The sequence below is a fragment of the Mycobacterium sp. FW102-FHT13B02 genome (genome assembly GCF_058790275.1).
Genome location: NZ_JBYTCM010000004.1, coordinates 197339 through 220996 on the forward strand (window position 1 = coordinate 197339; position 23658 = coordinate 220996).

Sequence of the window (23658 nt, forward strand, 5' to 3'; positions counted from 1 at the left end):
CGTCTCCAGCGTGACCAGCACTCGATCAGCCGGACCGACCACGCGTCGGCCGCTTGTGCGATCCCTGCTGCTGGCCGCGGTGTTCGTCGCTCCGGCGGCGGCGCTGCGCCTCACGGGTATCCACCCCAACCCCGTCGTCTCGCTGCTGGCCTTCGGTGCGGCTGTCGTCGCCGCCAGCTTCGTGCTGGCCTGGGCCGCCGAAGCGGCGCAGGTTGACGTGTCCGGTGGCCTCGCCATCGCCGTCTTGGCCCTCATCGCGGTGCTGCCCGAATACGCCGTCGACCTCTACTACGCCTACGTCGCCGGCCACAACGCCGAATACGTCCAGTACGCCGCCGCCAACATGACCGGCTCCAACCGGCTGCTCATGGGTATCGGCTGGCCGATCGTGGTGATCGTCGGGCTGTACGTCGCGCAGAAGATGTCGGCGGACCAGAGCAGCAAACGGGTGCTGGCGCTGGAACCGGGCAACCGGGTCGAGCTGGGCTTCCTGCTCATCGCCGGACTCGTCGCGTTCATCATTCCGGCGACCGGCCGCATCCACCTGGTGCTGGGTGTCGCGATGCTGGCCTGGTTCGGCTTCTACCTCTACAAACTCACCCGTGGTGACGCCGAAGAGCCTGACCTCGTCGGCGCCGCTGCGGCCATCGGCGCGCTGCCGGACAGGGCGCGCAGGATCACGGTCGTGGCGCTGTTCCTGCTGTCCGGTGCCGTGATCCTGATGTGCGCCGAGCCGTTCGCGAACAGCCTGATCGACGCCGGTGCCGAACTGGGCGTCGACCGCTTCCTGCTGGTGCAGTGGCTGGCGCCGCTGGCCTCGGAGGCGCCGGAGTTCATCATCGCGACCATCTTCGCCGCGCGCGGCAAGAGCACCGCGGCTATCGCGACGCTCATCTCGTCCAAGGTCAACCAGTGGACGCTGCTGATGGGCTCGCTGCCCATCGCCTACCTGGCCGGCGGCGGCGGAACCGAGCTCGTGCTCGACGGCCGGCAGATCGAGGAAGTGCTGCTGACGGCCACCCAGACCATGATGGGCGTCGCGCTGATCCTGTCGCTGCGGTTCCATCGGGCGACGGCGTGGCTGCTGCTGGCTCTGTTCGTGGTGCAGTTCCCGATCACCTCTACCGCCGGCAGGCTGGTGCTGTGCGGGGTCTACGGTGCGCTGACGGTCGTGGGCCTGGTCATCAACCGTCGTCATGTCGCCGCGACGCTGCGGGCGCCATTCAGTGGCGGCGACGATGACGACGACGGGGTGAGGTTCGATGGCCGGGAATTGTCGGTAGTGACTCGGTAGTAACTCGGCAGCCTCTCTTGACAGGTGTCAAGTTCTCTGTCGTAGAGTGCCGTCATGCAGATTCGCCAGCACGTGGGCAATGGAAAACCGGCCGTCATCTTGCACCCGTCCGGCACGGTGGTGACGTTCGACGAGCTGGAGGCCCGGGCGAACCGCCTGGCGCACCATTTCCGGGCCAACGGATTGGTCGAGGGCGACGTCGTTGCCATCGTCATGGAGAACAACGAGCACATGCACGCCGCGATGTGGGGCGCGCGGCGCAGCGGTCTGTACTACGTGCCGATCAACATCCACCTGACGCCGGCCGAGGCTGCGTACATCATCGAGAACAGCGGAGCGACCGCGGTTATCGGCTCGGCGGCCCTGAGTGACACCTGCGCGGGCCTGGCCGAACACCTCACGGCCGGACTGCCCAAGCTGCTGATGATCGCCGACGGCGCTCTGCCCGGTTGGGATACCTACCCGGAATGCGTTGCCGCCCATCCGGATACCCCGATCGATGACGAGATCGAAGGCGACCTGCTGCAGTACTCCTCGGGCACGACGGGCCGTCCGAAGGGCATCAAGCGCGAGCTGACGCACCTGCCGCCGGCCGAGGTGCCCGGCCTGATGAAGATGCTGATGAGCTTCTGGCTCCCCAAGGACGCGGTCTACCTGAGCCCGGCGCCGCTGTATCACACGGCACCGTCGGTGTGGTCGATGCAAATTCAGGCCGAGGGCGTCACGACCGTCGTGATGGAGAAGTTCGACGCCGAGGGCTGTCTGGACGCCATCGCGCGCCACGGCATCACGCACGGCCAGTTCGTGCCCGTCATGTTCACCCGGATGCTGAAACTTCCTCAGGAGGTGCGGGATGCGTACGACCTGTCGTCGCTCAAGCGCGTCATGCACGCGGCAGCCCCGTGCCCCGTGGAGATCAAGAAACAGATGATCGACTGGTGGGGCCCTATCGTCGATGAGTACTACGCGTCGTCCGAAGCCATTGGCTCCACCCTCATCACCGCCGAGGACTGGCTGACGCACCCCGGATCGGTCGGCAAGCCGATGCTGGGCGTCCTGCACATCCTCGACGAGGAGGGCAACGAGCAGCCACAGGGCGTGCCCGGCGAAATCTATTTCGAGGGTGGGAACACCTTCGAGTACCTGGATGACGCCGAAAAGACCGCGGCCTCAAGGGATAAGCACGGCTGGGCCACCGTCGGCGACATCGGGTACCTCGACGACGACGGCTACCTCTACCTCACCGACCGCCGGCACCACATGATCATCAGTGGCGGCGTGAACATCTATCCGCAGGAAGCGGAGAACGTCCTCGTCACCCATCCCAAGGTGATGGACGCCGCCGTATTCGGCATTCCGGATGCCGAGATGGGCCAGAGCGTGAAAGCGGTTGTGCAGACCGTGGATCCGGCCGACGGCACCGAGGAGTTCGGCACGGAGCTGCTGGCCTGGCTGCGGGACCGGCTGACGCACTACAAGTGCCCGCGGTCCATCTCGTTCGAGGAGCAGTTGCCGCGCACCGACACGGGCAAGCTGTACAAGCAATCGCTGATCGAGAAGTACGCGGCCTCCCCCGTCTGACGCGGGCTACCGGGACGCACGACTTATCGGCAAGGGTTCGGTTCGGTATCCATCTGTGCCGTCTCATGGACAGGTGTCAGACGTGGGTGCCAGCATTCCCGCTGTGACTTCACACGGTCGAACGGTGCCAGGCGGGCCATTTTTCGAGGACCTCAGCGTGGGCGAGGTCTTCGACTGGGCGCCGGCCATGACGCTCACCGGCGGTGCGGCAGCGGTGCACCAAGCGATCCTCGGTGACCGCATGCGGCTGCCGTTGGACGCCGGATTGTCGACGGCCGTTACCGGATCGGCGCGGGCGCTGGCGCATCCAGCGCTCGTGTGCGACGTCGCGATCGGGCAGTCCACCCTGGCGACGCAACGGGTCAAAGCGAATCTGTTCTACCGCGGCCTGCGCTTCCACCGCTTCCCGCACATCGGCGACAGCATCACCACGCGCACTGAAGTCGTTGGACTCAAACAGAATTCAGCGAAACCAGGAAGGCCGCGCACGGGGTTGGCCGCCCTGCGCATGATCACCATCGACCAGAACGGCCGCACGGTACTCGACTTCCACCGGTGCGCCATGCTGCCGCTGCGCGACGACGCAGAAGATACGGGCCATGCCGACGACCTCAGCACCATCGGCACTGCGGTGCGGGGCCTCCCGGACCCGGCCGCGGAATGGAATGCCGACGCCTGGCGCTCGGCGGTGCCCGGCTCGAATTTCGATCCGGAGCTCGCCGGCCACGTGCTGACCAGCACTGCCGATGTCGTCAGCAGCGCGCCGGAGTTGGCCAGGCTGACGCTCAATATCGCAGCAACACATCACGATTCGCGGATAGCCGGCAGCCGCCTGGTGTACGGCGGCCATACCATCGGCCTGGCGCTGGCCCAGGCCACCAGGCTGCTGCCGAACATCGTCACCGTCCTCGGCTGGGAGTCCTGCGACCACACCGGGCCCGTCCATGAGGGCGACACCCTGTACAGCGAGCTGCACATCGAAGCGGCCCACGGGTCACCGTCGGGCCGCGGAGGCACGCTGGATCTGCGGTCGCTGGTGTTCGCGGTCGAGGCCGACGGCCCCGGTCGGCAAGTGCTGGACTGGCGGTTCAGCGTCCTGCTTTTTTGAGCGTTGCCAGAATGGCGGAGTGAGCGCGTTGCGGTTGTCCGAGCTGGGCAGCGATCCGGAGTCGGTGCTGCGGCTCGTTCGCTTTTTCGACGATCTGGACGCCACGGGTGTCGACGCGGTGCTGGAGGCGGCCCGGGCCGTGGCCGGCTGTCCCGTGCAGGTGCGCTGGGACGGTTCGGAGCCGGAGGTGTGGCTGGAGCGTGACGCCGCGGCCCATCCGCTGGACGGCGTCCTGCTCGACCGGGTGCGGCACACGCTGGGGGCCGTCAGTGCCCGGGTGCCGCCAAGTTTCGGCGATCCGGCCCTGGTCGAGGTGGTGCTGTCGAGCCGCGAACGCCCCGAGGACCGGGCGCGGGCCATCAGGCTGCTGGGCTTCGACGAGTCCCGCGAGGTCCGGGTGCTTGCGGTGTCCGCGCAGTCGTCGCCCGAAGCCTTGCGGGTCATCACTTCGGCCCTGACCTCGCTCTCGGTGCGGACCGCCGACCTAGGCACCGCGACGGCGGTCGTGTGCCAGGGCCGGACCGACTCGCGCACCCTGTCCGACGAGCTGGACCAGGCCATCGTCACCGCGTTCCCCGCGCCGCTGGCCGATGGCGCCGACCGCGGACCCTGGGTCGGCCTCGGGGCGGCTTGCGGAGCCTTCGCCGCACCCACGTCATGGGGTCAGGCCCTGCGGGCATTGCGGTTCGCGTCGTCGACCGGCTTCGGCCGGCGCGCCGTTGCCTACGAGCGGTTGAGCGCCCTGGAGCTGCTGGCAGAGCTGCCGCCCGAAGCCACCCGAGGCAGTCACGCGCTGACCCGGATCAACGAGATCGCGGCGACCCCCGCGGGCCGGCTGCAGGTGGAGACCGCGGAGGCGTTCTGCGTGTTCGGGTCCCTGCGGCGGACCGCCGAGGAACTGCACGTGCACCACAGCACGGTCGCGGCGCGGCTGGCGCACATCGAATCGCAGCTGGGCTGGGATATGGACGATCCGCTGGACCGGTTCTCGGCGACTCTGGTCCTGATGATCCGCCGGATCACGCTGTCGTCGGCGGAGCTGGCGGACTAACCCGACGATCGTCGGACAATTTTCGCGGATGTGCCGACGTATGTCGGATGACCCAGGGTGGTCGGGTTCGTGATGATTGCCTCACGCGCTGAACAGTCACGCTCAGGCACCGACTCGAGGAGTACCCGCATGGCGATCATCGACCCCACCGGAACCTGGGCTCCAGTGGCGGAACGCCTTGCTGCCACCACCAACGAGCGGCACCGCCAGGTGCTGGGCGTCGTCCTCGAGCACATGAAGGCCGAAGCCCATGCCTGATCAGCGTCAAGACGTCGCGACCCTGCTACTCGACCGCCTCGGCGACCAGCGGCTGGGACTGCGCACCGGCGACCAGGACTGGACGTGGGACGAGGTGGTCCGTGAGTCGGCGGCCCGCGGCGCGCTGGCCGCCGAGCTACGCAACGACGGTCCGTTTCACATCGGCGTGCTGCTGGACAACGTGCCCGACTTCATCTTCTGGTTGGGGGCTGCCGCGCTGTCCGGGGCCACGATCGTGGGCATCAACCCGACGCGCGGCAACAAGGAGCTGGCCGGCGAGGTCCGACATGCCGATTGTCAGCTGATCGTCACCGATTCGGCTGGGCGCGAACGGCTTTCATGCCTTGACCTCGGCCTGACGCCCGAGCGCATCCTGGTCATCGACGACCCGGCCTACCAAGACGCGATTTGTGCACGAAAAGGTGCGCTCACCGGACCGGACCGTGCACAAATCGCAGCGGCGCCGGGCGTCGGTGCCGAAACGCTGATGCTGCTGCTGTTCACGTCCGGCACCACCGGCGCGTCAAAGGCCGTCAAGTGCAGCCAGGGTCGCCTGGCTTGGATCGCCTACTCGGCGGTGGAGAAGTTCCACCACGTCCGCGACGACATCGACTACTGCTGCATGCCGCTGTTCCACGGCAACGCCATCATGGCGCTGTGGGCCCCCGCGCTGGCCGTCGGCGCGACGGTGTGCCTGACCCCGAGCTTCTCGGCGTCCGGATTCCTGCCCGATGTCCGCTTCTTCGGCGCGACCTTCTTCACCTACGTGGGCAAGGCACTCGGCTACCTGCTGGCCACCCCGGAGCTGCCGGACGACGCCGACAACCAGCTGGGCCGCGGGTTCGGCACCGAGGCCTCACCGGAAGACCAGGCCTACTTCAAGCGCCGCTTCGGCGCGGAGTTGTTCGAGGGATACGGCTCCAGCGAGGGCGGCAGCGTTGTCGTGCTCGACCCCGACCAGCCCGCGGGCGCGCTCGGCCGCCCAGCCCATCCCGGGGTGGCGATCGTCAACCCCGACACCATGATCGAGTGCGTCCCAGCGGTTTTGGACCGGCACGGCCGCATCCTCAACCCCGACGACGCCGTCGGCGAGATCGTCGACAAGCTCGGCACCAAGAAGTTCGAGGGTTACTACAAGAACGACGCCGCCGACGCCGACCGCATCCGGAACGGCTGGTACTGGACGGGCGACCTGGGCTATCTCGATGAGAACGGATTCATCTACTTCGCCGGCCGCCGCGGGGACTGGATTCGGGTCGACGGCGAGAACACCTCGGCGCTGTCCATCGAGCGCGTCCTGCGGCGGCATCCCGAGGTCATCGCCGCCGGGGTGTACGCGGTGCCGGACCCGCGCTCGGGTGATCAGGTGATGGCGGCCATGGAGGTGGCCGATCCGATCCGGTTCGACGTCGACACGTTCGTGAAGTACCTGAACGACCAGGACGACCTGGGCCGCAAGGGCATCCCGCGGTTCCTGCGGGTCTCGGTGTCGCTGCCGGTCACCGGCTCCAACAAGGTGCTCAAGCGCGAGTTGCAGGCAGACAAGTGGCATACCGACGAACTGGTGTACCACTGGGCGGGTCGGGGGATACCGGATTACCAGCCCATGACCGACGATGCGAAGCGCGCGTTGGACGATGAGTTCACGCAGTACGGACGACAGCGATACCTCTGACACCAGGTGGGAGATTTTGGGCATGACGGACTGGGACGCGACGGTTGACGTGCTGGTGGCGGGCTCTGGTGGCGGTGGCGTCACCGGCGCCTACACCGCCGCGCGCGAGGGACTCGAGGTACTGCTGGTCGAGGCCACCGACAAGTTCGGTGGCACCACCGCCTACTCGGGCGGCGGCGGCGTGTGGTTTCCCTGCAATCCCGTGCTGCAGCGGGCCGGGACCGACGACACCATCGAGGACGCGCTGGAGTACTACCACGCCGTCGTCGGGGACCGGACGCCGCGCGAACTGCAGGACACCTACGTCCGCAGCGGGGCTCCACTGATGGAGTACCTGGAAGCCGATCCGAACATCAAGTTCGACATGCTGCCCTGGCCCGACTATTTCGGGAAGATGCCCAAGGCCCGGTTGGACGGTCAGCGGCACGTTGCGGCGCGTCCGCTGAAGGTCGAAAAAGCCCCTGAGTTCAAGGAATTGGTGCGGGGTCCGCTCGACAACGACCGGCTCGGCGTTCCGCAGCCCGGCGACTATTTCATCGGCGGCCGGGCGCTGATCGCACGGTTCCTGGTCGCGCTGAAGCAATATCCCTCGGCCGCAACGCAACTCAACACGACGCTCGTCGAGCTCGTCACCGAGGACGGTGCCGTCGTAGGTGCGGTCGTCGAGAGCGGCGGGGTCCGTAAGGCCATCAAAGCGCGCAAGGGTGTGCTGCTCGCGGCCGGCGGCTTCGAGGGTAACGACGAGCTGCGCCAGAAGTACGGCGTGCCCGGCGAGGCGCGAGACACCATGGGGCCCTGGGGAAATCTGGGTCAGGCGCATGAGGCCGGCATCGCCGTCGGCGCCGACACCGACCTGATGGAGCAGGCCTGGTGGTCGCCCGGTCTGACCCACCCGGACGGCCGCAGCGCGTTCGCGCTGTGGTTCACCGGTGGCATCTTCGTCGACCGGGACGGCAAACGGTTCGTCAACGAGTCCGCGGCGTACGACCGCATCGGCCGTGTCGTCGTGGACCGGATGGGCAAGGGCGAGATGACGCTGCCGTTCTGGATGATCTATGACGACACCGATCACGGAGTCCCTCCGATCAAGGCGACCAACGTGTCGATGGTGGAGACCGAGAAGTATGTCGACGCCGGGCTGTGGCACACCGCCGACACCCTGGAGGAGCTGGCCGCCAAGATCGGCGTTCCCGCCGGCCAACTGGCCGCAACGGTCAAGCAGTTCAACGAATACGCCGATGCCGGCTCCGACCCGGACTTCGGCCGCGGCGAGGAGGCCTACGACCGCGCCTTCTCCGGGGGTGCCTGCCCGATGGTCCGGATCGACAGGGCGCCGTTCCACGCGGCCAAGTTCGGCGTCTCCGACCTGGGCACCAAGGGCGGCTTGCGCACCGACACCACCGGCCAGGTGCTCGACACCGCCGGCAACCCGATCGCCGGGTTGTACGCGGCGGGCAACACCATGGCCGCGCCGAGCGGCTACGCCTACCCGGGCGGCGGCAACCCGATCGGCACCAGCATGGTCTTCTCTCACCTGGCCGTGCTCGATATGGTCAAGCGAGAGGCTTCGTAAGAATCCCGGTTACTCCAGGGCTCGGCGAATTCGGAAGGGACACAACATGATTGAGACTGAGGTCCGGCACATCGACGCGGGTGTCGAGATGACCCGGTTCGCGCGCGGCTGGCACTGCATCGGATTGGCCGAGTCGTTCCGCGACGGCAAGCCGCACCCGATACAGGCCTTCGGCACCAAGTTGGTGGTGTTCGCGGACTCGAAAGGTGACCTGAAGATCCTGGACGGCTACTGCCGCCATATGGGTGGTGACCTGTCCCAGGGCACCATCAAGGGTGACGCCGTCGCGTGCCCGTTCCACGACTGGCGCTGGGGCGGCGACGGCAAGTGCCAGCTGGTGCCCTACGCCAAGCGCACCCCACGGCTGGCGCGCACCCGCGCCTGGCAGACCGCCGAGGTCAACGGGCAGCTGCTGGTCTGGCACGACCCCGAGGGCTCGACGCCGGGGCCGGAGCTGACGCCGCCGACCATCGAGGGCTATGAGGAGGGTCAGTGGTCGCCGTGGCAGTGGAACTCGCTGCTGATCGAGGGATCACACTGCCGCGAGATCGTCGACAACAACGTCGACATGGCGCATTTCTTCTACATCCACCACGCCTACCCGACGTACTTCAAGAACGTCATCGAGGGCCACACCGCCAGTCAGTTCATGGAGTCCAAGCCGCGGCCGGATTACGCGACGCGCGAGCTGTGGGACGGGACCTACCTGCGGTCGGAGGCTACGTATTTCGGGCCGGCGTACATGATCAACTGGCTGCACAACGACCTCGCTCCGGATTTCACGGTGGAGATCGCGCTGATCAACTGCCACTACCCGGTCACTCACGATTCGTTCGTGCTGCAGTGGGGCGTCGCGGTGCAGAACCACCCGGCCCTGCCGGCCGAGAAGACAGAGAAGCTGGCGGCGGCGCTGAGCCGCAGTTTCGGTGACGGCTTCATGGAGGACGTCGAGATCTGGAAGAACAAGACCCGCATCGAGAATCCGCTGCTGACCGAGGAAGACGGCCCGGTGTATCAGCATCGCCGCTGGTACGAGCAGTTCTACGTCGACGTCGCCGACATCAAGCCGGACATGGTGGCCCGGTTCGAGCAGGAAGTCGACACCACTCATGCCAACGACCTGTGGCACGAAGAGGTGGCCAAGAACCTGGCCAACCGGACGCCGGTCGGCAAGGCGCACGCCACTCAATAGCCACGAAAAAAACTGAGCCGCCCTCGCAATCGAGGGCGGCTCAGGCTCAGATCGGTTTGTCGGGGTCTAGCGGGCCGGGTGTGCCTGCGGCGCCGGCTGGCTCTGCACGATGGCGGCGAGCTGGCCCAGGTTCTGCAGCTTGTCCATGTCCGGGGCTGACGGAACCGGCACCGCGGAGAACGCTGGCAGTACCGGGTCGGCCGGCTTGTCCTGCAGCATGCCGAGGGCCATGTATCCAGCCACGCCCAAACCTGCCGCCGTCAGCACCACCACAGCGGTGGAACGCCGGAACAGCTGCCGCAGGGGGCCGATGTTTTCAGACGTCTGATGGGTCAGGGTGGTCATTGCCGTGCCTCTTCTCTGGCGAAGATCAGACCGAAGTGGTCGTTGGTCTGTTCAACAACCATGCGCCCCGAAATGCTTCCCCGCAAGCGTTTATTTGATGGGCTAATTTCTTGAAAAGCAGGTTTGACCTGCGTAAACAATAGTTAGATAGATTAAGCTAAGTAACGAAGATCACGTTCCCGCCAGGGCTGCGCCGCGGGATCGGCAGTGCCGCACCGGGGTTGCGGCAGCCGTGTGGTGGCCCGAGGGGCCGAGGAGTTAGCCGACGGGCCTAGTCGGTGGCGGCGGGGTTCAGCCGCGGCCGCAGGAACTCCACCTGACTGGCAAAGAAGTCGCGGGCCACCTGGGTCTTGGCGGCGACGCCGTCGAAGCCGTGGTACGCACCCGGCACCACTTCCAGCTCGCACGGGACGCCCGCGGCGCGCAACCGCTCGGCGTAATCGACGTCCTCGTCGTGGAAGACGTCGAAGGTCCCGACTCCGACCCAGGCCGGCGGCAGGCCGGACAGATCAGTGCGCCGGGCGGGGACGGCCACCGTGGGATCCGCGCCACCGAGGTACGCACGCCAGCCGAAGCGGTTCGACTTCTGGGTCCACAACCGGTGGCCCGGATGGTCCAATCCGGGCCGGCTGCCCGACCGGTCGTCGATCATGGGGTACACCAGCAGCTGTGCCGCCAGGGGAATCTCCCCGCGGTCATAGGCCAGCTGGGCCAGTGCCGCGGTCAGTCCGCCGCCCGCGCTCGCACCGCCGACGGCCACTCGCGTCGGATCCACGGCAGGCAGCTCGACCAGCCAGCGCAGCGCGGTGTAGCAGTCCTCGAGCCCGGCCGGATACGGATTGTCGGGTGCCAACCGGTATTTCACCGCGGCCACCGTGATGCCCAGTTCGTCGGCGAAACGCCGGCACAACGCGTCGTCCTGCGCCGGGCTGCCGATGAGGTAGCCGCCGCCGTGGATCCATAGCAGTGCGCCGCCGTGGCCGGTTCCGGCCCGTGGACGGTGCAGACGGATCCCGACGCCCGACGGCAGTGTCAGCACCTCGACGCCCTCGGGGGTGCGGCGTTCCTGCAGGTGGGTGAGCCAGCGAACAGCCCGGATGTTCCACGGCGTGACCGGATTGCGTGGCATGAACCGCGCGGCGCGCGCCAGCTCGGGGTGGAAGTCGACTGTCTGGGAGCGGCCCGGCATGTGACCGACATTACTGAACCAGGCCGCACCGGCGCGTTCACACACAGGAAACTGGTTGCCCTGCGCGAAACTGTGCATCAGTGTTCACTGAAACGCTATGACTTCCACGCCGCATACGCATGTCGAGCCACCCGGTCTGACGGCCGAAGACGCGGGCTACCACCACACCCTCAAACCACGCCAGCTGCAGATGATCGCGATCGGCGGCGCCATCGGCACCGGCCTGTTCCTCGGCGCCGGCGGCCGGCTCCACAACGCCGGGCCGGGCCTGTTCCTCGTCTACCTCGTGTGCGGCGGTTTCGTCTTCCTCATCCTGCGGGCGCTCGGGGAACTGGTGCTGCACCGGCCGTCGTCGGGTTCCTTTGTGTCGTACGCGCGCGAATTCCTCGGCGAGAAGGCCGCTTACGTCGCCGGCTGGATGTACTTCCTCAACTGGGCCATGACGTCGATCGTCGACTCGACCGCCATCGCCACGTACTTCCACTACTGGTCGGCCTTCGGCGCCATCCCGCAGTGGCTGATCGCGCTCATCGCACTGGCCATCGTGATGGGCATGAACCTGATCTCGGTGACGTTGTTCGGCGAGCTCGAATTCTGGGCCGCCTTGATCAAAGTCGTTGCGCTGGTGACGTTCCTGGTAGTCGGCGCCGTGTTCCTGGTCGGTCGCTTCAAGATCGACGGGCAGACCACGGGTGTCAGCGTCATCGCCGACACCGGTGGCTTGTTCCCGAGTGGCCTCCTGCCTCTTGTGGTGGTGACCTCGGGCGTCGTCTTCGCTTACGCCGCAGTCGAACTCGTCGGCACCGCGGCGGGTGAGACGGCCGAACCGCACAAGATCATGCCGCGGGCCATCAACTCGGTGATCTTCCGCATCGCGCTGTTCTACGTCGGATCATTGGTCCTGCTCGGGCTGCTGCTGCCGTACACCGCGTACAAGGCCGGTGAGAGCCCCTTCGTCACGTTCTTCTCCAAGATCGGCTTCGCGGGCGCCGGGACCGTCATGAACGTCGTCGTCCTCACCGCGGCGTTCTCCAGCCTCAACGCGGGGCTGTACTCCACGGGCCGCATCCTGCGCTCCATGGCGATGAACGGCAGTGCGCCGAAGTTCACCGGTGTCATGTCGAAACGCGGTGTGCCGTATGGCGGTATCTGTTTGACGGCCAGCATCGGCCTACTCGGCGTCGTGCTCAACGGTGTGGTGCCGGCCCAGGCGTTCGAGATCGTGCTGAACATGGCCGCGCTCGGCATCATCGCGTCGTGGGCCACCATCGTCATCTGCCAGCTGCAGCTGTTCCGGTGGTCCCAGCGCGGCGAGATGGAGCGGCCCGCATTCCGGATGTGGGGGGCGCCGTACACCGGATACCTGACGCTGGCCTTCCTGGCCGGGGTGCTGGTGCTCATGGCGTTCGACAAACCCGTGGGCACCTGGACGGTGGCGACGCTGCTGCTGATCATCCCGGCGCTCATCATCGGCTGGTTCGTCGCGCGCGGCCGGGTGTACGCGATCGCCAAGCAGCGGCAGGGCTTCACCGGGCAGTTCCCGGTGGTCGCCAACCCGCCACCACCGGGAGAACGCCAGCCCTGACGCGACAACCTGGTCACCGCCCGCCCAATCGCGTTTACTTGGCGGGTGGAGATCATGTCGCCAACCGATGCCTTGTTCCTGCTCGGCGAATCGCGCGAGCATCCGATGCACGTGGGCGGCCTGCAGCTCTTCACCCCGCCGGAGGGGGCGGGCCCGGAGTTCGTGCCCGACCTGTACCGGGACATGTTGGCGCACACCAACTTCAACCCCACCTACCGCAAACGCCCGGCGCGGTTTCTCGGCGGCATCGCCAGCTTTGGTTGGGCCTATGACGACGAAGTCGACGCCGAATACCACGTGCGTCGCTCGGCGCTGCCCTCCCCGGGTCGAATTCGCGAACTGCTGGAGCTGACCTCTCGGCTGCACACCACCCTGCTGGACCGGCACCGTCCGTTGTGGGAGACCTACCTGGTGGAAGGTCTGGAGGACGGCCGGTTCGCGGTCTATTCGAAGGCTCACCATGCGCTGCTCGACGGGGTGTCCGCGTTGCGGATGGCGATGCGCACGCTGTCCGATGACCCGGCCGAGCTGGAGGTGCGGGTGCCGTGGGATCTGCCATCGCGCAAGCGCACGCCGAAGACGAGCTCGTCGTTGGTGGGCTCGGCGTTGGAAACGGTGGGCGCGGCAGTCGGTCTCGCACCGTCGACGTTCCGGGTGGCGCGCGTGGCCCTGCTCGAGCAGAACCTGACCAGGACGTTCAGCGCGCCGAAGACCATGTTCAACGTCAAGATCGGCGGTGCCCGACGGGTGGCGGCGCAGTCCTGGTCGATCGACCGCATCAAGGCCGTCAAGCAGGCCGCCGGCGCCGTCACGGTCAACGACGTCGTGCTCGCCATGTGCTCCGGAGCGCTACGCGCCTACCTGCTCGAGCACAGCGCCCTGCCCGACGCGCCGCTGATCGCGATGGTCCCGGTGAGCCTGCGGTCCGAGGCTGACGCCGACGCGGGTGGCAACCAGGTCGGCGCGATCTTGTGCAACCTGGCCACCGACGTCAAGGACCCCGCGACGCGGTTGCAGACCATCGCCGATTCGATGCGCGGCAACAAGCAGGTGTTCGCCGGGCTGTCGAAGACGGAGTCCATGGCCCTGTCAGCGCTGCTGTTGTCGCCGATCGCGCTGTCCACCGTGCCCGGCTTCGTCGACGCCACCCCGCCGCCGTTCAACATCGTCATCTCGAACGTGCCGGGCCCCCGGGTGCCGATGTACTGGAAGGGCGCGCGCCTCGACGGCAACTACCCGCTGTCCATCGCTCTGGATGGCCAGGCGCTGAACATCACGCTGGTCAACAACGGCGGCAACCTCGACTTCGGGCTGGTCGGCTGCCGGCACAGCGTGCCGCACCTGCAGCGGCTCCTCGGCCACCTCGAGGACTCGCTGACGGACCTGGAGGCTGCGGTCCGTTAGCCGCCGAACGTGAAGAAGATGGCGACTTTTCGCCGATTTTTCGCGATCAAGTTCACCTTCGGCGAAGGGGTTACAGCGGCGGCGGCGCCCAGGGGAAGGTAATCGGGGCCATGCCCGGGATCTCGAGCACATGCGACGGCCCGGCCGGGTCGGCGGGCGGTGCGGGTTCGGCCGGGGGAGCCTGCGGTACGTGCGCGGGGTTGTCGACCGGTGAGGCCGGTGCGGCCGGTGGCACCGTGGTGTCGGTGACGGAAGAGCTTGGCGCCTCGGATGTTTGGGCCACCGACGAGGGCGATGACGACGCGGCCGATGACGACGCCGATGACGATGACGATGCGGACGACGCCGCACTCGGGGCTGCCACCGGAGCCGCGGCGGTGGTCGGGGCGTTGCTCGTCGGGGCGACGGTCGTGGCCGTCGTGACGGGACTCGGCAGTGCCACGGGGCGCGGGGTCACGGCAGCGGGCACTGCGGACGCACCCCCCGGGGACTTCACGCTGCCGGTCAGCGGGCCCGGCGTCCGTGAGGCCAGTGCGCACAGCGCCTGGTGGCTGCCTGCGGACCAGCTGGACGGGCCGATGGGCCGGTAGTTCAGGGTCAGATCGCTGGCGTACAACGTCTTTGGCGCCAGGTACGCGGTGGTCATCGTCATGCATGCCGGCCGCAGTACCGCCTCCTGCTCGGTGTCCGACGGCGCCGGGCCGTCGTGGAAGTGCGCGCTGAGGTCGACGGGGCCGACAGCCTCGACCGAATGCGGCTCGGCGCAGTCCACTGGCACCAGGCCCGCCTGCCCGCCCTTCATGTCGGCACCCAAACAGGTGCCGGGCGGCCAGACGCGCGACTGATCCTGTTCGGCGACCAGCCCGCGAAACGGCAGCTGCTGGCCGTTCGGGCCGGGCAGCTGCAATCCGCACAGTGACAGTCGGGGACCGGACCCGGAATCGGCCGATCGCAGCAGGCCGTACGCGAACCGGCCGTTCGGGTCGTAGTGCGATCCGAGGTAGCGGCGCCCCGACACCGCGCAGGTTTCGATGTCGGCGTCGCCTGCATCACCGCTCAAGGAGTTCACGACCTCGAACAGGTGCGGGCTGTTGCACTGCACGAACGCGGGCCGTTGGGGAGGCTCGGGTTGCCAGGTCAGGCAGCTGCCGGCATGGGCACTGCGGAAGACGGTGTCGGTGTGGTCGTCGTCGGTTGTGCTGCCGGCAGACGGGCCGACCGCCGTAACGGCGACCAACCCAGCGATCAACTGGGCGCACAGCAAAGCCGCTAGCAAAGCGCGGCGCGACGCCCAGAACGTGACCGATAGCAGACTCATCGGTCCATAGCGTGACATATCCGACCGATCGGCGCAGTTTGGCGCATCGATCTCTACCAAGTCGGGGCCGACTCGTGATGCGTGGTGACCTACTTGAGCAAAGGGTCGCGGGGCAGTCCGAGAATCCGTTCGGCGATGGTGTTCCGGGTGATCTCCGAAGTGCCGCCTGCGATGGTCATGGCGCGGTAGCCCAGGTAGGCCTGGGTGAGCGCCGGAGTTTGCCCGGTCACGGCCGCGGGGCCGGCCAGCTTCATCCCCAGTTCGGTCTGGCGCTGCCCCTGCTCGGCCACCACGAGTTTTGTGACATTGCCCTCGGGGCCCGGCCCGGTGCCCGCGATGGCCCGGCTGATCCGGCGCAGGTTCAGCAGCCGCAGGGTGTGCCCCTCGGCGATCACCGCCCCGGCCCGGTCGCGCAGCCCGTCGGCCACCTCCGGTGGGGCAGCGTCCAGCAGCGCGATCAGATCGTCTGCGCTGAAGCCCGACTGCGCGCCGGACCCGCCGCCGATGGACAGCCGCTCGTTGCCCAGCGTGGCCCGCGCCACCAGCCAGCCCTTGTTGACGTCCCCGACGACGTCGGCGTCGGGGACGAACACCTCGTCGAAGAACACCTCGTTGAAGTGGGCAGTGCCGGTCAGTCCCTTGAGGGGGTTGACGGTGACGCCCGGCGCTTTCATATCGATCGCCATCATCGTGACGCCGGCGTGCTTGGGCGCGTCGGGATCGGTGCGGACGGTGGCCAGGCCCCACTGGCAGTACTGGGCCAGGCTGGTCCACACCTTCTGGCCCGTCACCAGCCAGCCGCCGTCGACTTTCTTGGCACTGGTGCGCACGGCAGCCGCGTCCGAGCCGGCCTCGGGTTCGGAGAACAGCTGGCACCACATGATCTCGCCGCGTAGGACGGGATAGACCCAGCGCTCACGTTGCTCGTCGGTGCCGGCCTGCGCGATGGTCAGGGTCACCCAGCCAGTGATGCCCAGGTCGGGTCGGTCCACGGGCTTCTTCCCCCCGCTCGCTGCGCTCGTGCCCCCTGGAGCGCGGAACTCCTCCTCGATGGCCAGCTGCTCCAGCACACCCGCGTCGCGGCCCCACGGCTTGGGCCAGTGCGGCACGAGGTAGCCGGAATCGACAAGAAAGTCCCGCCGCTTGTCCTCGGGGAGGGACTGCAGTGTGGCGACGGCATCGCGGGCAGCCGTGCGGTATTCGGCTGCCTCCTCGGGCAGTGCGAACGACGCCCCATGGGCCCGGCCGGTGCGCTGCCCGTCGATCACATCGGCGAGCGGGTCGGCGCCGTCGCTGGTCAGCGCCGCCAGTGTCAGGGCGCGGCGCAGGTACAGATGCGCGTCGTGTTCCCACGTGAAGCCGATGCCACCGTGCAGCTGAATGTTGTTCTCGGCGTTGAAGACCTGGCTGTGGATCGCCTGAGTGGCGGCCACGGCCGCGCCGAACCAGGCGTCGTCGAGATCGTCGGCGCGGGCGGCGTCCCACACCGCCGCGGTGGTGAGTTCGGCTGCCACCAGCATGTTGGCGGCGTGGTGTTTGACGGCCTGGAACGTACCGATGGTGCGGCCGAATTGTTCACGCACCTTGGCGTATTCGACGGCCATGTCCAGCGCCGCCCAGCTGATCCCGACCGCTTCGGCGGCGGCCAGAATGCGAAAAGCCGTGTGCGCCTTGGGGGCCGCGCCGCGGATGACGGCTATTGCCTCGGCCTGGTCAAGGTTGACGGAGCCGATGCTGCGGGTGGTGTCCACCGACTCCAACGCGGTGACGGTGACGCCGGGGGCTTTCGCGTCGACGATCACCACGTCGTCACCGGCGACGAGAACCAGCAGTGCGGCATCGGGAGCGCCGAGCACCGTCGGGCTCACACCGAACACGGTGTGGCCGCTGACGTGGATGTGGCCCGACAAACCGAGCGCCGCGGTGGTGTTGCCGGCTGCCAACCCGGGCAGCAACTCGGCGCGCACCGGATCGGTGCCGCACCGGTCGATGACGACGGCGGCGGCGACGGTCGGCAAGAACGGCCCAGGGCACAGTTCGCGGCCCTGCGCCTCCAACACCACCGCCAGTTCGGGCAGTCCGAATCCGGAGCCGCCGTAGGCCTCGGGGATGGCGAGCCCCTGCCAGCCCAGATCGGCCGCGGCGGTCCAGAACCCGGCCGGATGCGACGGCCCGCCCTCGAGCGTGGCGCGGGCGGCGGCCCGGCTGCCGAGTCGGTGCAGCAGTCCGCCGGCCGAGTCCGCGAGGTCGTTGTGGTCGTCGGTGATCGCCAGCGCTGAGGTGCCCATGGGTTGACTGTAAGCACGACGGTATGACTTCGAATGGGCCCTGAGCAGCTGTGATACACCTCACAAATCGGCAGCCGCCGAACCGTGACCCCAAACTTGCCGTGGCCCCGAAACTCCGTGGTCAGCCAGGTGTACGCTCGCGAAATGACGGCTCGACCGGATCATCACGATCACAGCCCATCGCTTGCGACCAGGCTCCGTTGGTTCATGGCAGCCAAGCCCGCCGATCACCTGCTGGCGATGGCGACTGCCGCCGCGTCGTTGCCGGTGATCGGCAAGAGCCTCGAGCCGCTCGGCGGGGCCACCGCGATGACGCTGTGGGGCATGCGGCACGTGCCCAGCTTCTGGGCGTCGACCTCCAAGGCGTTGTTCACGCCCAGCGTCGCGGAGATCCGGCGAGCGGAGCGCGATTGCACCAACGAGGTGATCCGGGCGGCGCTGACCGAGGCTGTGCCGCCGGCTGAACTCGACATCGAATGGCCGGCCCCGGAGCGCACGCCACCGTTCTGGCGGGCGCGGGAACACCGGCGCCAGGTGCACCGCACCTCGGTGCGCTACGGCGACAGCCCGTCGCAGCTGCTGGACGTCTGGCGCGCCGACGACCTGCCGAACGAGCCGGCGCCGGTGCTGATCTATCTGCCCGGCGGGGCCTGGGTGCACGGCAGCCGGCTGTTGCAGGGCTATGCCCTGATGAGTCACCTGGCCGAGCAGGGCTGGGTCTGTCTGTCCATCGACTACCGGGTGGCGCCCAATCACCGTTGGCCGCAACACATCACGGATGTCAAGACCGCGATCGCGTGGGCCCGGGCGAACGTCGACAAGTTCGGTGGCGACCGCGAGTTCATCGCGATCTCGGGAGGCTCGGCCGGTGGACACCTCGCCGCGCTGGCCGGCCTCACCGCGAACGACCCGGAATTGCAGGGTGACCTGCCCGAGGACTCCGACACCTCGGTCGACGCCGTCGTCGGCATCTACGGCCGGTACGACTGGGAGGACCGGTCCACCAAGGAGCGCGAGGAGTTCGTCGACTTCCTGGAGCGCGTCGTGGTTCGGCGTCGCATCGACAAGCATCCCGAGATCTACCGGCAGGCTTCGCCGATCGCGCGCGTGCATCGAGATGCGCCGCCGTTCCTGGTCATTCACGGCAGTGGCGACAGCGTCATCCCGGTGGCCCAGGCGCGGGACTTCGTGCACGAGCTGCGGGCGGTGTCGGAATCGACCGTCAGTTATATCGAATTACCCGGCGCCGGACACGGTTTCGACATGACTGACGGTGCTCGCACCGGGTCCATGGCGACTGCCATAGGGTTGTTCCTCGACGAGGTTCGCCGGAACCAGAACCAGCAGCGTGTCGAAGAGGTCGTCTAGACCGTTCGACCGGCAGGCGTCTGACCGAAGCGCAGGAGAGGTCGAGTGAAACGACTGAGTGGGTGGGACGCGTTCCTGCTGTATTCGGAAACGCCCAACGTGCACATGCACACCCTCAAGATCGCCGTCATCGACCTCGCCGGCCTCGGTGACCGCACTTTCGGAATCGACGAATTCCGCCGCGTGCTCCGCGAACGGCTGTACAAGCTGGAGCCTTTCGGCTACCAGCTCGTCGACATCCCGTTCAAGTTCCACCACCCGATGTGGCGCGAACACGCGGACGTCGACCTCGAATACCACGTGCGGCCGTGGCGCGTGGCCGCGCCGGGCGGCCGGCGGGAGCTCGACGAGGCGATCGGCGAAATCGCAAGTACCCCACTGGATCGCAGCCGGCCGTTGTGGGAGATGTACCTCGTCGAAGGTTTGGCCAACGGGCGCGTGGCCGTGGTCGGAAAGATTCACCACGCGCTGGCCGACGGCGTGGCCTCGGCCAACCTGCTGGCCCTCGGCATGGACATCACCGAGGCGCCGCAGCATGACAACGACCTGTACGTGGCGGATCCAGCGCCGTCCCGCGGCCAGCTGGTCCGGTCGGCGTTCGTCGACCATCTGCGGCAGATCGGGCGCATTCCCGGCGTGGTGAAGTACACCGCCGACGGCATGGCGCGGGTACGCAAGAGCAGCCGCAAGCTGTCGCCCGAACTGACCCGGCCGTTCACCCCGCCGCCGAGCTTCATGAACCACGTGCTCACGCCGGGGCGGCGTTTCGCCACAGCCACTCTGGCGCTCGCGGACGTCAAGGAAACCAGCAAGAAGCTGGGCGTCACCATCAACGATCTGGTGCTGGCCATGTCGTCTGGCGCGCTGCGCGAACTGCTCCTGAAATACGACGGCAAGGCCGACCACCCGCTCCTGGCCTCGGTGCCGATGAGCTACGACTTCTCGCCGGATCGCATCTCCGGCAACCGATTCAGCGGTGTGCTGATCGCGTTGCCGGTCGACGTGGACGACGCCTCGCAGCGGGTCCAGCAGGCCCGCGAGGCCGCATTGCTGGCCAAGGAGAGCCACCAATTGGTGGGCCCGGAGCTGGTCGCCCGGTGGGCCGCGTACATGCCGCCGGCGCCCATGGAGTTGATGTTCCGCCGGCTGTCCAACATGGACGGCCAGAACAAGGTGCTGAACCTGAACATCTCCAACGTGCCGGGGCCGCGGGAACGCGGCAAGGTCGGCGGCGCGACCGTCACCGAGATCTACTCCGTCGGTCCGCTCACCGCGGGCAGCGGCCTGAACATCACCGTGTGGAGCTACGTCGACCAGCTCAACATCTCGGTGCTCGCCGATGGTGAGACCACCGATGACCCGCACGAAGTCACTGACGGCATGATCGCGGACTTCAAGAAAATCCGCAGGGCCGCAGGGCTTTCCGAGGAGCTGACGGTCGTCGAGACCGCGATGGCGCAGTAGTGTCAACCCAAGGTGACGATGTCAGCGATTGGTGACGGGTCCAGGTCGGACATGTCCATGAGAGAGCGGCGCGGTCACGTACCGCGCCGGCTGGCCGGACGGCCGGCTAACCGACGTCGTCCGTAGGGACCGCGGCGCGCCCCTTCTCGGCCCGCACCCATTCCAGGAATCGGGTGATCGCCTCGGCGGTGTAGCGGCCGTGTGCCGAGCCGAAGATGTCAAATGCGTGCTGCGCGTAGGGAATCTCCGCGTATGCCACCGGCGCCGGCGACTGTTCCCGCAGCGCCGCGACGAAGTCCCGTCCCTCCTGGACGTCGATCAGTGTGTCGTGGGTGCCGTGCAGCACGAAAAACGGCGGGGCGTCGGGGCCGATGCGGGTGATGGGTGAGGCGTCCAGGAACACCTGCGAATCGTTGGCGAACCGCTTCTTCACGATCAGTTGCTCGAGGGCCCGCATCATCTCGGGTCGCCCGGGGCCTTCGAAACCGAACCAGTCGTACCGGCCGTACACCGGAACCGCGGCCACCACGGAGGTGTCGGCGTCCTCGAAACCCGGCTGCCACTGGGGATCTCCGGGAGTCAGGGCGGCCAGGGACGACAAGTGGCCGCCCGCCGAGCCGCCACTGATCGCGACGAAATCGGGGTCTCCGCCGAAGTCGGCGATGTTCTCCTTGACCCAGGCCAGGGCCTGCTTCACATCGATGATGTGCGCCGGCCATTGGTGCTTCGGGCTGACGCGGTAGCCGATGGACACGCAGATCCACCCGCGGTCGGCGAGGGCGCCCATCAGCGGGTACGCCTGCGGCCGACGGTCGCCGAGCATCCATCCACCACCCGGAACCTGCAGCAGCACAGGGGCTTTACCGTCGAGAGGCACATCGGGACGGCGCCAGATGTCGGCGAGGTTGGCGCGGTGCGGACCGTACTTCACGGTCTTCTTGTTGTACTTGCGGCGCGACAGCATGGTGCGCCCGATGCCGGGCAGGCGTGGCACACCCGGGTCGGCCGGGTTGCCCGGCCCGATCACGTCACGCAACGGCTTCTCGAATGCCGGCCGCGAACTTCGGCTGCGATTGAATATGAAGCCCAGGATGGCCCAGGTGATCACGGTGATACCCAATGCGATCCGGCCGCTGGTGCCGGAGAAATCGCCGCGCCGGCCCCGGCGGATCGCGGACAGCACCGAGGAACTGAGCACGACGCCGGCTGCCTCACTGGAGGGCCAGCCGTAGGCGAACGCGACGATGCCTGGGTTCCCGGAGCGGGCCAGCGGGCTGGCGGCGTTGGTGGCGTTGACCAGGCCGACGACGGCCCGCAACAGGGTCACCGATTTACGCGCCATTGGCCAGTGCCTTCAGTTCGCGGCGGTCGATCTTGCCGGTACTGTTGCGCGGCAGCTCTGCCAGCACCGTAATCGACCGTGGCACTTTGTAATTGGCGAGATTGTCCCGCACATGCTGCTTCAGGGCGTCTTCGGTGGCCGACGCCCCGTCGGTCAATACGACGAACGCCGCCAGGCGCTGGCCGTACTGCTCGTCGTCGACGCCGAGCACCGTGGCCTCGGCCACCTCGGGATGGGCGGACAGTGTCTTCTCCACCTCGATGGGGTAGACGTTCTCGCCGCCCGACACGATCATCTCGTCGTCGCGGCCCACCACGAACAGACGGCCGGCGGTGTCGAGGTAACCGAGGTCACCCGACGACATGAAGTCCTGGTGAAAGTCCTTGGTGGCACCGGAGGTATACCCGTCGAACTGCGTCGAGTTGCGCACATAGATGGTGCCCACCTCGCCCGTCGGGAGCTCGTTGAGGTCGGCGTCCAGGATCTTGATCTCGGTGCCCTCGGCGGGACGGCCGGCGGTGTCGGGGGCGGCGCGCAGGTCGGCCGGCGTCGCGGTGGCGATCATGCCGGCCTCGGTGGCGTTGTAGTTGTTGTAGATGATGTCACCGAACTGATCCATGAACGAGGTGACGACGTCGGGCCGCATGCGCGACCCGGAGGCCGCGGCGAACCGTAATGACCGACCGCTGAAGCGATTACGGATGTGGTCCGGCAGTTCCATGATGCGGTCGAACATCACGGGGACCACACACAAGCCGGTGGCCTGGTATTTGTCCACCAGCGCCATGGTGGCCTGCGGGTCGAACTTGCGGCGGGTGACCACGGTGCAGGCCATCGACGCCGCGAACGCCAACTGCGAGAAGCCCCAGGCGTGGAACATCGGAGCGACGATCACGGTCGTCTCCTCCGTGCGCCACGGCGTGCGGTCCAGGATCGCCTTCAACGTGTCCAGGCCGCCGCCGGAATGCCTGGCGCCCTTGGGGGTTCCCGTGGTCCCCGAGGTCAGCAGGATCACCCGGCTCTTCTCGCCGGTGCGCCGTGGCTGCAGCCCCAGGTGATCGATGATCAGCGACTCGACGGTCAGTGGGTGGTCCTCGGTATCGGTCCACGCCACGATCCGGGTCACTTCGGGACGCCCCGCCCGGTCTTCCAAAGCGCGGTCCACCGTCGCGGTGAATTCTTCGTCGTAGATGATGACGTCGACGTTCTCCCGGGCCACGACCTCGGCCATCGCCGGACCGGCAAAAGAAGTGTTGAGCAGCAACACATCTGCGCCGATGCGGTTGGCCGCGATCAGTGCGTCGACGAAGCCGCGGTGGTTGCGCGCCATGATGCCGACGACCTTGGCGGACGGCAGGGTCTGCAGGGCGGCGGCGAATGCATCGCCACGCCGGTCGAGCTCACCGAACGTCAGCGTGCCCAGCTCGTCGATGAGGCCCGGACGGTTACCACAACGCTGTGCGGAGCTGGCGAAACCTGAAGTGACGCTCATGTTTTCGCGCGCCATGGCACCGGCGATCCGCACGTACTTGTCCGGGCGGAGTGGGGCGATGACACCGGCTCGCACCATGGTGGACACGAGCCCGGCGGTCGCGGTCAGCTTGTCGGTGATACCCACGCGGG

The 23658-nt window shown here is 67.6% G+C and carries 17 protein-coding genes and 1 pseudogene; 12 read left to right on the top strand and 6 right to left on the bottom strand.

The window, feature by feature from the left end:
* The first annotated feature begins 10 nt into the window (after positions 1-10).
* The 8 genes and pseudogenes from AC3WTE_RS09040 to AC3WTE_RS09075 all read left to right on the top strand — a co-directional run bounded on the left by AC3WTE_RS09040 (position 11) and on the right by AC3WTE_RS09075 (position 9732).
* On the top strand, positions 11-1294 hold the full coding sequence (locus tag AC3WTE_RS09040; protein WP_492437071.1) for a calcium:cation antiporter family protein: 1284 nt from the start codon (positions 11-13) through the stop codon (positions 1292-1294).
* A 54-nt stretch (positions 1295-1348) separates the two neighbouring features.
* A complete protein-coding gene (gene fadD4 / locus AC3WTE_RS09045; protein WP_492437072.1) occupies positions 1349-2875 on the top strand; it encodes a fatty-acid--CoA ligase FadD4 in 1527 nt (508 codons plus the stop codon).
* Between the two features lie 94 nt (positions 2876-2969).
* Positions 2970-3983 (top strand): MaoC family dehydratase, encoded by a 1014-nt coding sequence (locus AC3WTE_RS09050; RefSeq protein WP_492437345.1) that lies wholly within the window; start codon positions 2970-2972, stop codon positions 3981-3983.
* A gap of 19 nt (positions 3984-4002) precedes the next feature.
* Positions 4003-5034, top strand: a complete 1032-nt coding sequence (locus AC3WTE_RS09055) for a PucR family transcriptional regulator (RefSeq protein WP_492437073.1) — start codon at positions 4003-4005, stop codon at positions 5032-5034.
* A gap of 129 nt (positions 5035-5163) precedes the next feature.
* Positions 5164-5289: pseudogene (locus AC3WTE_RS09060) on the top strand (nuclear transport factor 2 family protein); the annotation flags it as partial.
* The gene (gene casI, locus AC3WTE_RS09065; protein ID WP_492437074.1) at positions 5285-6967 is read left to right on the top strand and encodes a steroid-22-oyl-CoA synthetase; all 1683 of its coding nucleotides are present in this window, start codon (positions 5285-5287) and stop codon (positions 6965-6967) included. The pseudogene AC3WTE_RS09060 and the gene casI, both read left to right, overlap by 5 nt.
* Before the next feature lie 22 nt (positions 6968-6989).
* Positions 6990-8540 (top strand): FAD-binding protein, encoded by a 1551-nt coding sequence (locus tag AC3WTE_RS09070; RefSeq protein WP_492437075.1) that lies wholly within the window; start codon positions 6990-6992, stop codon positions 8538-8540.
* Between the two features lie 46 nt (positions 8541-8586).
* On the top strand, positions 8587-9732 hold the full coding sequence (locus AC3WTE_RS09075) for a 3-ketosteroid-9-alpha-monooxygenase, oxygenase component (protein ID WP_492437076.1): 1146 nt from the start codon (positions 8587-8589) through the stop codon (positions 9730-9732).
* 66 nt (positions 9733-9798) lie between these two features.
* On the opposite strand, the gene AC3WTE_RS09080 is transcribed toward AC3WTE_RS09075, so the two are convergent.
* Positions 9799-10077 (bottom strand): hypothetical protein, encoded by a 279-nt coding sequence (locus AC3WTE_RS09080; protein WP_492437077.1) that lies wholly within the window; start codon positions 10075-10077, stop codon positions 9799-9801.
* A 271-nt stretch (positions 10078-10348) separates the two neighbouring features.
* Entirely contained in the window at positions 10349-11266 is a 918-nt protein-coding gene (locus tag AC3WTE_RS09085; protein ID WP_492437078.1) for an alpha/beta hydrolase, read from the bottom strand.
* A 97-nt stretch (positions 11267-11363) separates the two neighbouring features.
* On the opposite strand from AC3WTE_RS09085, the gene AC3WTE_RS09090 reads away from it, so the two are divergent.
* Both AC3WTE_RS09090 and AC3WTE_RS09095 read left to right on the top strand, forming a co-directional pair.
* Entirely contained in the window at positions 11364-12851 is a 1488-nt protein-coding gene (locus AC3WTE_RS09090; RefSeq protein ID WP_492437079.1) for an amino acid permease, read from the top strand.
* 45 nt (positions 12852-12896) lie between these two features.
* The gene (locus AC3WTE_RS09095) at positions 12897-14255 is read left to right on the top strand and encodes a WS/DGAT/MGAT family O-acyltransferase (protein WP_492437080.1); all 1359 of its coding nucleotides are present in this window, start codon (positions 12897-12899) and stop codon (positions 14253-14255) included.
* 70 nt (positions 14256-14325) lie between these two features.
* On the opposite strand, the gene AC3WTE_RS09100 is transcribed toward AC3WTE_RS09095, so the two are convergent.
* Together AC3WTE_RS09100 and AC3WTE_RS09105 are read right to left on the bottom strand one after the other, a co-directional pair.
* Complete coding sequence (locus tag AC3WTE_RS09100) at positions 14326-15573, bottom strand: septum formation family protein (protein WP_492437081.1); 1248 nt, start codon at positions 15571-15573, stop codon at positions 14326-14328.
* 89 nt (positions 15574-15662) lie between these two features.
* The gene (locus AC3WTE_RS09105) at positions 15663-17861 is read right to left on the bottom strand and encodes an acyl-CoA dehydrogenase family protein (protein ID WP_492437082.1); all 2199 of its coding nucleotides are present in this window, start codon (positions 17859-17861) and stop codon (positions 15663-15665) included.
* Between the two features lie 144 nt (positions 17862-18005).
* On the opposite strand from AC3WTE_RS09105, the gene AC3WTE_RS09110 reads away from it, so the two are divergent.
* Positions 18006-19229 (top strand): alpha/beta hydrolase fold domain-containing protein, encoded by a 1224-nt coding sequence (locus AC3WTE_RS09110; protein ID WP_492437083.1) that lies wholly within the window; start codon positions 18006-18008, stop codon positions 19227-19229.
* Positions 19230-19274: 45 nt separating this feature from the next.
* Positions 19275-20693, top strand: coding sequence for a WS/DGAT/MGAT family O-acyltransferase (locus tag AC3WTE_RS09115; protein ID WP_492437084.1), 1419 nt, complete (start codon positions 19275-19277; stop codon positions 20691-20693).
* A gap of 106 nt (positions 20694-20799) precedes the next feature.
* Here AC3WTE_RS09115 and AC3WTE_RS09120 read toward each other — a convergent pair whose 3' ends face one another.
* Entirely contained in the window at positions 20800-22035 is a 1236-nt protein-coding gene (locus tag AC3WTE_RS09120) for an alpha/beta hydrolase (RefSeq protein ID WP_492437086.1), read from the bottom strand.
* Complete coding sequence (gene fadD12, locus AC3WTE_RS09125) at positions 22025-23635, bottom strand: acyl-CoA ligase FadD12 (RefSeq protein ID WP_492437346.1); 1611 nt, start codon at positions 23633-23635, stop codon at positions 22025-22027. Before fadD12 ends, AC3WTE_RS09120 begins: the two co-directional genes overlap by 11 nt.
* Between the last annotated feature and the right edge of the window lie 23 nt (positions 23636-23658).